At 62.0% G+C, this 13,960-nt stretch carries 12 protein-coding genes; 6 read left to right on the forward strand and 6 right to left on the reverse strand.

Annotated features, from left to right (window positions below):
* Positions 1-41: 41 nt before the first annotated feature.
* Entirely contained in the window at positions 42-827 is a 786-nt protein-coding gene (locus ABEA23_RS13540; protein WP_345478521.1) for an ABC transporter ATP-binding protein, read from the reverse strand.
* Between the two features lie 60 nt (positions 828-887).
* On the opposite strand from ABEA23_RS13540, the gene serB reads away from it, so the two are divergent.
* From serB to pgl, 6 genes are all read left to right on the forward strand, one after another.
* The gene (gene serB, locus ABEA23_RS13545) at positions 888-1,886 is read left to right on the forward strand and encodes a phosphoserine phosphatase SerB (RefSeq protein ID WP_345478522.1); all 999 of its coding nucleotides are present in this window, start codon (positions 888-890) and stop codon (positions 1,884-1,886) included.
* Positions 1,887-1,962: 76 nt separating this feature from the next.
* Positions 1,963-4,092, forward strand: coding sequence for a transketolase (gene tkt, locus ABEA23_RS13550; protein ID WP_345478523.1), 2,130 nt, complete (start codon positions 1,963-1,965; stop codon positions 4,090-4,092).
* Between the two features lie 45 nt (positions 4,093-4,137).
* On the forward strand, positions 4,138-5,262 hold the full coding sequence (gene tal, locus ABEA23_RS13555) for a transaldolase (RefSeq protein WP_345478525.1): 1,125 nt from the start codon (positions 4,138-4,140) through the stop codon (positions 5,260-5,262).
* Positions 5,263-5,331: 69 nt separating this feature from the next.
* A complete protein-coding gene (locus tag ABEA23_RS13560; protein ID WP_345478526.1) occupies positions 5,332-6,978 on the forward strand; it encodes a glucose-6-phosphate isomerase in 1,647 nt (548 codons plus the stop codon).
* Between the two features lie 79 nt (positions 6,979-7,057).
* Positions 7,058-8,527: a glucose-6-phosphate dehydrogenase gene (gene zwf, locus ABEA23_RS13565; protein ID WP_345478690.1), complete on the forward strand. Its 1,470-nt coding sequence runs from the start codon at positions 7,058-7,060 to the stop codon at positions 8,525-8,527.
* Positions 8,528-8,540: 13 nt separating this feature from the next.
* The gene (gene pgl / locus ABEA23_RS13570) at positions 8,541-9,362 is read left to right on the forward strand and encodes a 6-phosphogluconolactonase (protein WP_345478527.1); all 822 of its coding nucleotides are present in this window, start codon (positions 8,541-8,543) and stop codon (positions 9,360-9,362) included.
* 76 nt (positions 9,363-9,438) lie between these two features.
* On the opposite strand, the gene secG is transcribed toward pgl, so the two are convergent.
* The 5 genes from secG to ABEA23_RS13595 form a co-directional block, all read right to left on the reverse strand.
* Complete coding sequence (gene secG, locus ABEA23_RS13575; protein ID WP_044494641.1) at positions 9,439-9,690, reverse strand: preprotein translocase subunit SecG; 252 nt, start codon at positions 9,688-9,690, stop codon at positions 9,439-9,441.
* Between the two features lie 80 nt (positions 9,691-9,770).
* Complete coding sequence (gene tpiA / locus ABEA23_RS13580; protein WP_345478528.1) at positions 9,771-10,583, reverse strand: triose-phosphate isomerase; 813 nt, start codon at positions 10,581-10,583, stop codon at positions 9,771-9,773.
* Positions 10,584-10,645: 62 nt separating this feature from the next.
* The gene (locus ABEA23_RS13585; RefSeq protein WP_345478529.1) at positions 10,646-11,878 is read right to left on the reverse strand and encodes a phosphoglycerate kinase; all 1,233 of its coding nucleotides are present in this window, start codon (positions 11,876-11,878) and stop codon (positions 10,646-10,648) included.
* 144 nt (positions 11,879-12,022) lie between these two features.
* Positions 12,023-13,033 (reverse strand): type I glyceraldehyde-3-phosphate dehydrogenase, encoded by a 1,011-nt coding sequence (gene gap / locus ABEA23_RS13590; RefSeq protein ID WP_260072241.1) that lies wholly within the window; start codon positions 13,031-13,033, stop codon positions 12,023-12,025.
* Positions 13,034-13,241: 208 nt separating this feature from the next.
* Positions 13,242-13,871, reverse strand: coding sequence for a superoxide dismutase (locus tag ABEA23_RS13595; protein WP_044494634.1), 630 nt, complete (start codon positions 13,869-13,871; stop codon positions 13,242-13,244).
* Positions 13,872-13,960: the final 89 nt, after the last annotated feature.

A 13,960-nucleotide genomic window follows, 5' to 3' on the forward strand; every position in this document is an offset into this window, starting at 1 on the left:
CTCGAACCCGAGAACAGCGTCGATAGCGGCCTCCACAGCGGCTACTGCTTCATAAAGGCGCTGTAGCGTCCGTGGCGCTCAGTCAGCTCCAACGGCATATCAAAAGTACTACTCAGGCTCTGCGAGGTCAGTATGGATGAGATGGGGCCGGCGTCGACCACTTCTCCGTCGCGCAGCAGCAGCACATGTGTGAAGCCCGGCGGGATCTCTTCCAGGTGATGTGTCACCAGAACCGTAGCCGGAGCAGCCTCATCGGCCATCAGCTCAGACGTCCGTGCTACCAGGGCCTCTCGGCCTGCCAGGTCCAGACCCGCACCGGGCTCATCCAGCAGCAGCAGCTCCGGATCAGTCATCAACGCTCGAGCGATCTGCACCCTTTTGCGTTCGCCCTCACTCAAGGTACTGAAGGGACGGTCGAAGACGGTGCCGACACCCCACGCGTTGAGCAGGCTGAAGGCCCGCTTCTCGTCGAAGCGCTCATACTCTTCGCGCCACCGGCCGGTCACTCCGTAGGCCGCAGTGACCACGGCGTTCAAGGCAGTCTCATGCCCGGGAAGCGAATTAGCTATGGCGTTCGAGCTCAGCCCAATGCGTGGGCGCAGCTCAAAGACATCGACTGCACCCAGCTGCTCGTCAAGGATCTGCACCTGGCCAGCGGTCGGGAAAAGTCGCGCGGCGGCAATCTGCAGCAGAGTTGTTTTACCGGCACCATTGGGCCCGAGGATGACCCAGCGCTCGTCGTCGTTGACTTGCCAGGAGATGTTGTTCAGCAGCAGCTTGCGTCCGCGACGCACCGTGACGCCGCTGAGGGAAAGGACTGGACTCATAGCCTCAACACTATCGAACAGCGACCTGATGTCCGCGCAACCGGTTAGAGTGATCTCGCTATGAGTGCTGCCACTGCCGCTGAAACCGCCCAAGACCTGCCGACCGGGACTGTGGCGATGATCGCCGCAGCTGAGCTCGATCCCGCCCTGATGCGCTCGCTCACGGCCGAGTTCGCTCGGCGCGGTACCGTCCATGCCGCCCAGGCCGAGTCTTTCGCCACCCCTACCGGCGGCATCCAGGCGGTCCGCTGGTCTGTGACACTCGATGACTCCGACGACGATTTCGGCTCGCAGTTCCTCGTGTCCCTGCTGGAAGACGCAGCTGAGCAGCTGCGCGACCGACAGCCCAGCGACAACCCCGAGGTGACCACCACAGTGCTGTCAGTCCACCATCGCCCCACCGGGCAGATGATGCTGGTCATGGATGTCGACTCCACCCTCATTGACCAAGAAGTCATTGACCTCTTGGCTGCACACGCCGGCAAAGAGGCGGAGGTTGCTGAGGTGACCGAGCGTGCCATGCGCGGCGAACTCGATTTCAGCGAATCTCTTCATGCCAGGGTTGCGGTACTGCAGGACCTTCCCGAACAGATTCTTCACCAGACCCTGCAGAAAGTGACCCCCACCGAGGGCGCCCAGCACCTGCTGGAGTCCTTCCGCCGTCGTGGATACCCCGCCTTTGCGGTATCCGGTGGCTTCGAACAGATTCTGCAGCCCCTGGCCGAGCAACTGGGCCTCACCGGCTACCGGGCCAACATTCTTGAACTGAGCGACCGCAAACTCACCGGCAAGGTCACCGGCCAGGTGGTGGACCGGGCGGTGAAGCGCGAACAGTTGAAGCACTGGGCCCTAGACTCCGGAGTCCCGGTCTCGAACGTGGTAGCAGTCGGCGACGGCGCCAATGACCTGGACATGCTGGGGGCTGCCGGTGTGGGGGTGGCCTTCTGCGCCAAACCCGCACTGGCCGAGCAGGCGGATCTGGTCATCTCGCACCGCAATATGCAATTGATCAGCTACGCCCTGGGCCTAACCCCGCACGAAGTGCCCGCTCACCGGTAGGCTGGAGTGAGATGCGGCACAAAGGCGTGCTTCCACATGACCCCTTTAATAGAACCACTGCTTGGAGGACGTTCACGTGAACGAAACTGCCGTCAATGAGTCAGCCGCATTCACCGAGGTGGATAAGCGTGCCGTGGACACTCTGCGGGTTCTGGCCGCAGATGCCGTGGAGAAGGTCGGTTCCGGCCACCCCGGCACCGCAATGTCCCTGGCTCCTGCTGCCTATCTGCTCTTCCAGAAGGTCATGCGCCATGACCCCAGCGACCCGCAGTGGATCGGCCGAGACCGCTTCATCCTCTCCCCCGGTCACACCTCTTTGACCCTTTACCTGCAGCTGTTCTTCTCCGGCTACGGCCTGGAGCTCGAAGATATTGAGGCGCTGCGCACCTGGGATTCGAAGACCCCCGGACACCCGGAGTACGGACATACCGACGGCGTGGAGATCACCACCGGCCCGTTGGGTCAGGGACTGGCCTCATCAGTGGGGTTCGCCTACGGTCAGCGGCGCATGCGTGGCCTGCTGGACCCCGACGCCGCCCCCGGCACGTCCCCCTTTGACCACACGGTCTGGGTGATCGCCTCCGACGGCGACCTCCAGGAGGGCGTGACCTCGGAGGCCTCCTCACTGGCAGGTCATCAGCAGTTGGGCAACCTCGTGGTGATCTGGGATGACAACAAGATCTCCATTGAAGACGATACCGATATCGCGTTCACCGAGGATGTGACCAAGCGTTACGAAGCCTACGGGTGGCATGTCCAGCGAGTGGACTGGCTGAAGACCGGTGACTACGACGAGGACATCGCTGAGTTGCACCGGGCGCTGGCCGAAGCCAAGGCTGAAACCTCCAAGCCATCCCTGATTGCACTGCGCACCATCATCGGCTGGCCCTCCCCCAAGAAGCAGAACACCGGCGGCATTCATGGTGCGAAGCTCGGTGGAGAAGAGCTTGCTGCACTGAAGGAGGTGCTGGGCTTCGATCCGGAGCAGCACTTCCATGTGGAGGAAGATATCCTCGCCCACGCCCGTCAGGTCGCTGCACGCGGCACCCAGGCGCACGAAGAGTGGCAGAAGAGCTTTGACGCCTGGCGCGAGGCGAATCCGAAGCAGGCCGCCTTGCTGGACCGCCTCACTGCCGGTGAGCTGCCAGAGGACTGGGCAGATGCGCTGCCCGACTTCCCCGATGGTGAGGATGTGGCAACTCGTGCCGCCTCAGGAAAGGTCATCAACGCCCTTGCCCCGGTTCTGCCAGAGCTCTGGGGCGGCTCTGCTGACCTGGCGGGTTCGAACAACACCCTGATCGCTGGTGAGCCCAGCTTCGTCCCGGAGAACCGCTCCACCGACAAATTCGAGGGCAATCCCTACGGCCGGAACCTGCACTTTGGTATCCGTGAGCACGCCGCGGCCGCCATCACTAACGGTATTTCGCTGTCCACGCCGCTGCGCACCTACAACGGCACTTTCTTGATCTTCTCCGACTACCAGCGTCCGGCTGTGCGGCTTGCCGCTCTCATGGGAATCGGCTCCATCTTTGTATGGACCCATGACTCCATCGGTTTGGGCGAGGATGGTCCCACCCACCAGCCGGTGGAGCAGCTGGCCTCACTGCGCGCCATCCCCAATCTGGACGTCATTCGCCCTGCCGATGCCAACGAGGTAGCAATCGCTTGGCGCGAGATGATCAAGAATAACGACCGCCCCGCTGGCATCGCCCTGACCCGCCAGGGTGTGCCGACGTTCGCCCGCGGTGCGGCTGAGGCCACTGCGCAGGAGTTCGGTTCTGTGGAGGGCGCTGCCAAGGGCGCCTATGTTCTGGCTGAGGCTGTGAAGGACGGCGCTGTGGTGACTCCTGACGTCATCCTCATCGGCACCGGTTCTGAGGTCTCCCTCGCTGTGGAAGCTCGCGAAGCACTGGCGCAGAAGGGGATTGCGGCTCGCGTAGTCTCAGCTCCCTGCCTGGAGTGGTTCGCCGCCCAGGACGCCGAATACCGTGAGCAGGTCCTCCCAGCGGCAGTCAAGGCTCGGGTGTCGGTAGAGGCCGGCTCCCCGGTGGGCTGGCGCGAGATCGTCGGTGACGCCGGACGGATCATCGGTCTCGACCACTTCGGTGCCTCCGCGGACTACAAGGTTCTCTACCGCGAGTTCGGCATCACAGCGGAAGCCGTTGCCGCAGCCGCCGAAGAATCCATCCACGCCGCCGCTGCCTGATCCGCCTGAACAGACCTCGAACACCCTCCCGCTAAGGAGCACATCATGACTGCAAATCCCAATACCCAGGCTCTCAGCGACGCCGGCGTTTCCATCTGGCTCGATGATCTCTCCCGCGAGCGGCTGAACTCCGGTTCACTCGCCAAGCTCATCGAGACTCACAACGTCGTCGGAGTCACGACCAATCCGACGATTTTTGAGACTGCGCTGAAGCACGGCGAGGCCTACGAGCAGCAGCTGAGCGAACTGGCCAACTCCGGAGCAGACGCTGAGCAGGCTGTTTTTGACATCACTACCTCCGACGTCCGTGAGGCATGTGACCTGTTCTCCGGCGTCTATGCCGCTACCGACGGCGTAGACGGTCGGGTCAGCATCGAAGTGGATCCCCGTCTGGCTCGTGATACCGAAAGCACCATCGCCGCCGCCCGCGCGCTCTACAAGGCCGTTGATCGCGAGAATGTAATGATCAAGATTCCGGCCACTGTGGAGGGTATCGAGGCGATCGCCGCGGTCCTCTCCGAGGGCATCAGCGTCAATGTCACACTGATCTTCTCCCTGGAGCGCTACCGCGCGGTCATCAACGCTTTTATGCTCGGCCTGGAGAAGGCGCATGCCGATGGACTCGACATCTCCAAGATCCATTCCGTCGCCAGCTTCTTTGTCTCCCGTGTGGACTCCGAAGTGGATAAGCGCCTTGAGCTGGCCGCCGAGGAAGGCAAAACCGGCACCGAGAAGCTGCGCGGCAAGGCAGCCATCGCCAATGCTCGACTAGCCCACCAGATCGCTTCGGAGTCTTTCAGCTCCGAGCGCTGGCTGCTGCTGGCTGAGCGCGGTGGACGTCCCCAGCGCCTACTGCTGGCATCGACCGGCACCAAGGATCCCAGCCTTTCTGACACCCTTTACGTCACCGAGCTGACCGCCACCGGTGTGGTCAACACCATGCCGGAGAAGACGCTGATGGCAGTTGCCGATCACGGAGAGTTCGACGGCGACACCATGACTGACACCTATGTTGAGTCCAACCGGGTGCTGGATGGCATATCCGCGGCAGGAATCAGCTACCGCTCTGTCGTTGATCACCTAGAAGCCGATGGGCTCAGCAAGTTCGAGAGGTCCTGGGAGGGCCTGCTGGGCACTATTACCGAAGGCCTCTCCCGCAATACGGCCTAACAGCGCCCCTGCCGGCCTGCACCATTTGAGAAATTCCATGTCTGACGCTTGAAGAATCACAGGAGAATCATGAGCTCGCTGTCTCTGTCACTACTGGGTGCGGCCCGCGAGGCCGCCGACGCACAGGTCCCCGGCCTGGTGGACCACGAGTTCGCCTCCCGTCTTGGCGCCAAGGACCACACACTCTGGGGTCAGGCCGCTGAGGATGAGGCCTCCAAGCGGCTAGGCTGGGTCGCTCTCTTCGAGGACTCCCGGGCGTTGCTGCCAAAAATCGCCCAGCTGCGTGAGGAGCTCGCTGGCGAAGGCGTGAACCGGGTGGTGCTCGCCGGCATGGGCGGGTCATCACTGGCTCCGGAAGTCATCTGCGGCACCGAGGGGCTGGAGCTGATTGTCCTGGACTCCACCGATCCGCAGCAGGTGGGCAAGGCGCTGAAGGATCTCGAGCGCACTGTCCTGGTGGTGTCGTCAAAGTCCGGCTCCACCGTCGAGACCGATTCCCAGCGGCGAATTGTGCAGCGGGCCTTCACTGAAGCTGGAATTGACGCAGCCTCGCGCACGGTGGTGGTCACTGACCCCGGCTCTCCCATGCAGAAGCAGTCTCAGCAGGAAGGTGTCCGGGCGATCTTTGAAGCCGACCCCTCGGTGGGAGGCCGATATTCAGCCCTGACCGCTTTCGGACTGGTGCCATCCGGCCTGGCTGGCGCTGATCTGGAGGCACTGCTGGATGATGCTGAAGATGCTCTTGAAGTGTTGACCGAAGACGATGACTCAAATCCCGCGCTTCAGCTGGGCGCGGCTATCGGCGGAACAACTCCGCTGCGCAACAAGCTGGTCATCGTCAATTCCGGATCGCCGCTGGTGGGCCTGGGCGCATGGATCGAACAGCTGGTCGCCGAGTCCACCGGCAAGGAAGGCACCGGTGTGCTGCCGGTCATTGTCGGGGACGGGGAACCTGAACTCACTCGGGACGCTGACGACGTCCTTGTTGTCGAGCTCATCGACGCTGAGGCAGAAGAGGGCTCCTCCGTGGACGGCGACACTGCTGACACTGTTGTAAGCCCCCATATTGTGCGCACCGGCGGAAGCCTCGGCGCACAGTTCCTGCTGTGGGAGGTAGCTATCGCGGTGGCCGGGTCCCTGCTGAGCATCAATCCTTTTGACCAGCCGGATGTCGAATCAGCCAAAGAGGCTGCCCGCGGCCTTCTGGACTCCCCTGCTCCCGCAGAGCAGGAGTCAGTGCAGGACGGCGCCGTCGCCATCAGTGTCTCCGGTGATGAGTCACTGCTGTCCTCGGGTCAGACCAGCGTTGCCGAGGCTGTCCAGGCGCTACTGACTCGGATCCCGACCCACGGCTATCTGGCGGTGATGGCGTATCTGGACCGGCTTGGTGAAGCGGAGCTGGAGGAGGTTCGCCCGCATCTGTCCCAGGTCGCTGGCCGGCCGGTGACGTTTGGCTGGGGCCCTCGGTTCCTGCACTCCACCGGCCAGTTCCACAAGGGTGGACCGCATGTGGGGGCCTTCCTGCAGATCACCGCCGATTCTGATGCCGATATTGATGTTCCCGAGCGTCCCTTTACCCTGAGCGAGCTGATCTCCGCCCAGGCTGCCGGTGATGCCCAGGTTCTGGCCGAGCACGGTATGCCGGTACTGCGCCTTCATCTGAAGGACCGTGCTGCTGGTCTGCAGCAGGTCATCGACGCCATCAACTCCCTCTAGGCGGATCACAGTGACAGACAGTGCACAGGAGCCGGCAGCGGAGAACCGTCGAAACGGACGACAGGCCGGGCCCTGCGCCATGGTCATGTTCGGCGTGACTGGTGATTTGGCGCGTAAGAAGCTGCTACCGGCGATCTACGACCTCGCCAACCGCGGTCGGTTACCAGAGGGTTTCTCCCTGGTGGGATTCGGACGCCGCGACTGGAGCGACGCCGAGTTCTGCGCCGAGGTGCTCAAACACGTACAGGCTGGCAACCGAACCGGATTCAATCAGGACACCTGGGACCGCCTCGCCGGCGGCCTGCGCTTTGTCTCAGCCGACGGATTTGATGACGAAACGGCGTATGCCCGACTAGGTACGGTGCTGGCAGAGCTGGCCGATGAGCGCGGCACAGAGTCGAATCACGCATTCTATCTCTCCATCCCACCCAACTCCTTTGAGACCGTCTGCCAGAAGCTGGCGTCCCATGGTCTGGCCAGACGTTCTGAACTTCCGGAGGACCCCTGGTCCCGGGTCATTATCGAAAAGCCCTTCGGCCATGACCTGGAGTCAGCTCAGGAGCTCAACCGCGAAGTGGAATCCGTCTTCGCACAGGACGAGGTCTTCCGCATCGATCATTACCTGGGCAAGGAGACGGTCCAGAACCTGCTGGCCCTGCGTTTTGCCAACCGCTTCTTCGAACCACTCTGGAACAACCAGCACGTGGATCATGTGCAGATCACCATGGCTGAAGACATCGGCATCGGCGGACGGGCTAGCTATTACGACGGCGTTGGCGCGGCGCGCGACGTCATTCAGAACCACCTGCTCCAGCTGCTGGCACTCACGGCCATGGAAGAACCCATTAGCTTCGACGCGGATCATCTACGGCGTGAGAAGGAAAAAGTCCTCGAGGCCGTCGTCGTACCAGATGATCTCGAAGCAGCCAGCGCCAGGGGTCAGTACACCGCCGGCCAGCGCAACGGCGAAGAAGTCGTGGGCTTCCTGCAGGAGGAGGGCTTCGATCCAGGCTCAACGACAGAGACCTACGCCGCCTTCCGGCTGGGGATCAAGACCCGGCGCTGGGACGGGGTACCGTTCTATCTGCGCAGCGGCAAACGACTGGGACGACGGGTCACAGAGATCGCAGTGGTCTTTAAGCGTGCCCCTAATCTGCTGTTTACGGACACCGATGAAGAACATTTCGGTCAGAACTCCCTGATCATCCGGATTCAGCCGGATGAAGGGGCCACGCTACGGCTGACGTCCAAGGTTCCTGGGACCCAGATGGACGTCCGTGATGTTGATATGGACTTCAGCTACGGCCGCGCATTCACGGAGGAGAGCCCGGAGGCCTACGAACGGCTCATCCTCGATGTGCTGCTGGGCGAACCGCCGCTGTTTCCTCGTCATCGTGAGGTAGAGCTCTCCTGGCAGATCCTGGATCCATTCATCCAGCGCTGGGAGGCCCTGGAAGAACAGCCGGAGCCTTACGCTCCAGGTTCCTGGGGACCGGAATCAGCACACCGGCTCATGGCCCGCGATGGCCGCAGCTGGCGGATCCCGTAAGGAAAGGCAACCGATGAACATTGAGGTCAATGGACACACCGCAGCGCCGCAGCGTGAGGTGTTCGCCGATAAAGACACCCTGACCGGAACTGTAGCCAGCAAGCTGCTTCAGGTCCTGCGCAGGACCATCGAAGCTGATGGCAGTGCCCATGTCAGCCTTACCGGCGGTGGTGCTGGTATCGGTACGCTCAGCGCTGTGGCCGAGATGCTGCAAGAGAATGCCGAAACTCAGCTGGACTGGTCCGCTGTGCATTTCTGGTGGGGAGATGAGCGGCTGCTGCCTGCCGGGGATCGGGAACGAAACGATCAGCAGGCCCGCAACGCTCTCTTGGACTTCCTGGTTGCTGAGCATGATCTCCCTGAGGAGAATATCCACTCTGCCCCCACGTCCGAGGACGCGGCAAATCCCAGTGCAGCCGCGCAGATCTACGCTCAGCAGTTACAGGCATTCTCCGCATCCGAAGGTGTCGTTGTGCCGGGCAGCCAGAAAGTCCTCCGACTGCCAGCCTTCGCGGTGATGCTGCTGGGCGTGGGACCGGATGGTCATATCAACAGTCTTTTCCCAGGTAAGTCGAGCCTGGCTGTGTCCGAGGTGACTACCGTGGGCGAAGAAGACTCCCCAAAGCCGCCACCACAGCGGGTCTCGCTGACCTTCGATGCCATTCACACTGCACAGCGGGTCTGGACAGTGGTGGCTGGTGATGACAAAGCGGAAGCGGTGCGCCTAGCGTTCGAACCCAGCACACCTACTGATGACATTCCGGCAAAGAACGCGCGCGGGGCGAGCGAGACGATCTGGCATATCGATCAGCCAGCAGCCGTCGGGCTCGCATAGCAGTACACCACTGTATAGAGAAGGAGGAGGCCTCCCCTCGGGAAGCCTCCTCCTTCTCTATACAGCAGCGGCTGTGTCACCAGTCAAGATTGAACTGAATCAGCAGTCCTAGCGCCACAATGATCAGTCCCCAGACGATACCCAGGGTCACAGTCAGTCGGTTCAGGTTACGTTCTGCCACGCCGGAGGAGCCCAGGGAGCTGGTGACACCACCGCCGAACATGTCAGACATGCCGCCACCGCGACCCTTATGCAGCAGGATCAGCAGAATCAGCAGCAGGCTGATGAGGGCGAGAAGCACCTGAAGTGCAACGGTCAGAGCGGACACAGCGGCCTTTCGTGGACTGTCAGAGAGTCATCGCGATATTTCGCAGACTCCAGGATAACGCGTATGAGCGGAGACTGGGTTCAGCCCACTACGTGCTTTTCGAACTGGGCGATCTTAGCGAACTCCTCAGCGTCCAAAGACGCTCCGCCGACGAGCGCGCCGTCGACGTCCGCCCCCTGAAGAATGGAGGCGACGTTGCCGGACTTCACCGAGCCGCCGTAGAGGATGCGGATGGTGTCTGCAAAGTCCTGGCTGTAGAGCTCGGCGAGCTTAGCGCGGATGGCCTGAGCCATTTCCTGTGCGTCCTCAGGTCCGGCGACCTTCCCGGTGCCGATGGCCCAGACGGGCTCATAGGCCACCACCAGGTCGGTCAGCTGCTCTGCACTGAAGCCCTGCAGCGCCGCTTCCAGCTGTGCCAGGGTGTGCTCCACATGCTGACCAGCCTCGCGCACCTGGAGACCTTCGCCCACGCACAGTACCGGCGCTAGTTCATAGCGCAGCGCAGCGGCCAGCTTACGGTTCAGCAGCTCGTCAGTTTCGCCGTGGATCTCACGACGCTCAGAGTGTCCGATCAGCACCTGCGAGCAGCCGAGCTTCTGCAGGAAGGCTCCCGAGATATCGCCGGTGTAGGCCCCGGAATCCTGATCGGAGAGATCCTGTGCCCCATAGTCGAGGGACAGTTTGTCACCGACCACCAGAGTCTGCACCCCGCGCAGATCGGTGGAAGGTGGGAAGACCGAGACCTGGACACGCTCGTAGTCGTGCTCAGCGTCGGTCAGAGTCCAGGCGAGCTTCTGGACCAGGGCGATGGCCTGCATATGGTCCATATTCATCTTCCAGTTGCCGGCGATCAGCGGCCGGCGCACAAACTGGCCATTCTTCTGCAGAGTCATGATGTTCCTCTTCGTTGATGGTCTGGGCTGCGCCGCTGGCACAGAATGGACAGGCGCTTAAATCAGGCGCCCAGTGCTTCGATTCCCGGCAGCGACTTGCCTTCCAGGTACTCGAGGCTCGCACCGCCGCCGGTCGAGATGTGACCGAACGAGCTCTCGTCGAAGCCCAGCGCGCGTACTGCAGCGGCTGAATCGCCACCGCCGACGACGGTGAAGGCTTCACTCTCGGCAAGCGCCTGGGCTACAACGCGCGTGCCCGCGGAGAAGGCTTCCATCTCAAAGACCCCCATCGGACCATTCCAGAAGACAGTCTTGGAGCGGCGAATCTCCTCCGCGAAGGCTTCAGCTGAGGCAGGCCCAATATCCAAGCCCATCGCCTCAGCACCGTAAGTCCCGTTCTCGAGGTCCTCCACAGGACGCACTTCGTGATCGGCATCGGCTGCGAATCCTGAGGCCATCACGATGTCCGTGGGGAACAACAGCGTGGTGCCATGCTTCTGAGCCAGCGCCATCAGTCCGGTCACAGAAGGATCCTCGAGCAGATCCTTCTCCACCAGGGACTTGCCAATGGGATATTTCATAATGGCCTTGGCAAGAGTGAATACCATGCCGCCACCGATGATCACCGTGTCAGCTCTGGGGATGAGGTTCTCGATCACTGCGATCTTGTCGGAGACCTTGGAACCGCCAAGCACCACTGTGTAGGGGCGGGCGGGGTTCTCAGTGAGGGTCTTCAGCACTTCCAGCTCCGCAGCTACCAGGTCGCCCTGGTACGCGGGGAGCTTCTCTGCAATATCAGCAACAGAGGCATGGCGGCGGTGGACTGCGCCGAAGGCGTCATTGACGAAGGCACCGTTACCGGCGGTGAGCGCGGCTAGCTCGCCGGCCAGTTCTGCACGCTCTGCGTCGACTTTGGAGGTTTCGCGGGGATCAAACCGAACGTTCTCCAGCAGCAGGACCTGGCCGTTCTGGAGTTCGGCGGCCGAGGCCTTGGCACTCTCGCCGGTGAGGTCCTCTGCCTGCGCCACTGCGAGGCTGGTCAGCTCCGCCATGCGGGCTGCCACAGGAGCGAGAGAGTACTGCGGATCCGGCTTCCCTTTGGGTCGGCCCAGGTGAGCGGTGACAATGACGCGTGCGCCTGCGGCAGCCAGCTTCTCCAGCACCGGCAGCGACGCACGAATGCGCCCGTCATCGGTGACTTTGCCGTCCTTCAGCGGAACGTTCAGATCGCTGCGGACCAGGATCTTGCGTCCTTCGACGCCCTGTGCGAGCAGGTTCTCCAGTGTGGCTGTCATCGTAGGCGAGCTTCCCTTCTCATCGCTTCGCGCGGGAGCCGTCTGGTGGGCCCCTGCTGCTTTACAGACTATCAATCCGGTCAGGGCAAACTTCGGGCCCCGGGATGCTGCTCCCGGGGCCCGAAGTTTCTTGAGCAATGACGCTTAGGCCAGCTTCTTGCCCACGTAGGCCACCATCTCCACCAGGCGGGAGGAGTAGCCGTACTCGTTGTCGTACCAGGAGAAGACCTTCACAGTGTTGCCGATGACCTTGGTCAGCGGCGCATCAAAGATGCTGGCGTGAGGGTCGCCCACAATATCGGAGGAGACGATCGGGTCTTCGTTGTAGGCGAGCACACCCTTCAGCGAGCCCTCAGCAGCCTTCTTGAAGGCGGCGTTGACTTCCTCAACTGTGACACCTTCCTTTTCCACGGTCACGGTCAGGTCAGTGCCCGAACCGGTGATGGTGGGAACGCGTACCGCGAAGCCGTCGAGCTTGCCGTCCACCTCAGGAATCACCAGGCCGATGGCTGCTGCTGCACCGGTGGAGGTCGGGACCATGTTCACGCCGGCAGCGCGTGCACGGCGTGCGTCCTTATGGGGTGCATCGTGCAGGCGCTGGTCCCCGGTGTAGGCGTGAATAGTGGTCATCAGACCCTCCACGATGCCGAATTCGTCGTTGAGAACCTTGGCCAGCGGGGCCAGGCAGTTGGTGGTGCAGGACGCGTTGGAGATGACGGTGTGGTTCTCCGGGTCATAGGTGTCCTCGTTGATGCCCAGGACGAAGGTCCCATCGACGCCCTTGGCAGGTGCCGAGACGATTACCTTCTTAGCACCAGCCTGAAGGTGCTTGCCTGCGGACTCCTTGTCCGTGAAGAAACCGGTGGACTCGATGACGATATCCACGTCGAGTTCGCCCCAGGGCAGGTTAGCCGGGTCACGATCGGAGAGCAGCTTGATGCGGCGCTCGCCCACCACCAGGTAGTCACCGTCAAGGGACACCGGCGCAGGGAAACGACCAAGCACTGAGTCGTATTTGGTGAGATTCACCAGAGCTGCCGGATCGGTGAGGTCGTTGATGGCAACGAGCTCAAGGTCCTGTCCCTGATCCTCCAGGACGCGCAGCACATTGCGTCCGATTCGTCCAAAGCCGTTGATCGCGATCTTTGTCGCCATAGGTCTTTCCTTCCGTTTCCGGCTCGCAGAAACGCGTTGGGGATCAGCGAGCGCCGGATGACCGGCACCGCTGACCCCCAACAACGTCGTTGTTCTCAGGTTGTCTGCAGAACGTGTTCAATTTTCTTGTGCCAGTATCTCATACCCCTGTGGCAGGGCACGATACCTGGCGTGCACCATCAGATGGTGCCTGCTCATCCCGGTGGAATCAGGCTCCGGGGGTGATGAGCTTGGCAGCGCCCTCGCGTGCCGCCTGGAAGCGAGCAGCAACGTCGTCCCAGTTCACGATGTTCCAGAAGGCCTTCACGTAGTCAGGCTTGACGTTCTGGTAATCCAGGTAGAAGGCGTGCTCCCACATATCCAGCATCAGCAGCGGCACGGTCGCCACCGGAATGCCGTTCTGCTGGTCGTAGAACTGCTCAATCACCAGGTTGCCGCCCAGCGGCTCGTAGGCCAGGATGGCCCAGCCGGAGCCCTGGATGGTCAGAGCGGCCTGGGTGAACTGTGCCTGGAAGGCGTCGAAGGAGCCGAAGTACTCGTCAATCGCCGCGGCGATCTCGCCTTCGGGACGTTCCTGGCCGTTGGGGGTCAGGTTCTTCCAGAAGATGGAGTGGTTGGTATGACCACCGAGATTGAACTGCAGGTCCTTCAGCAGCTTTGGTGTGGTGGCGTAGTCGCCCTTCTCGCGGGCCTCGGCCAGCTTCTCCAGGGCGGTATTTGCCCCGCCGACATAGGTGTTGTGGTGCTTGGAGTGATGAAGCTCCATGATGCGGCCGGAGATGTGCGGCTCCAGAGCGCCGTAGTCGTAGTCAAGCTCAGGAAGGGTGTACTCAGCCATGTGTTCCTCCTTGTGACGGGGATTTTCCTCGAGGTCTTGTGGCCTCGTTTGCCATCAATCCTATTGCGCACACCAGCTGGGCATAAGGG

It is taken from the genome of Nesterenkonia rhizosphaerae (genome assembly GCF_039544555.1).
Taxonomy (GTDB): domain Bacteria; phylum Actinomycetota; class Actinomycetes; order Actinomycetales; family Micrococcaceae; genus Nesterenkonia; species Nesterenkonia rhizosphaerae.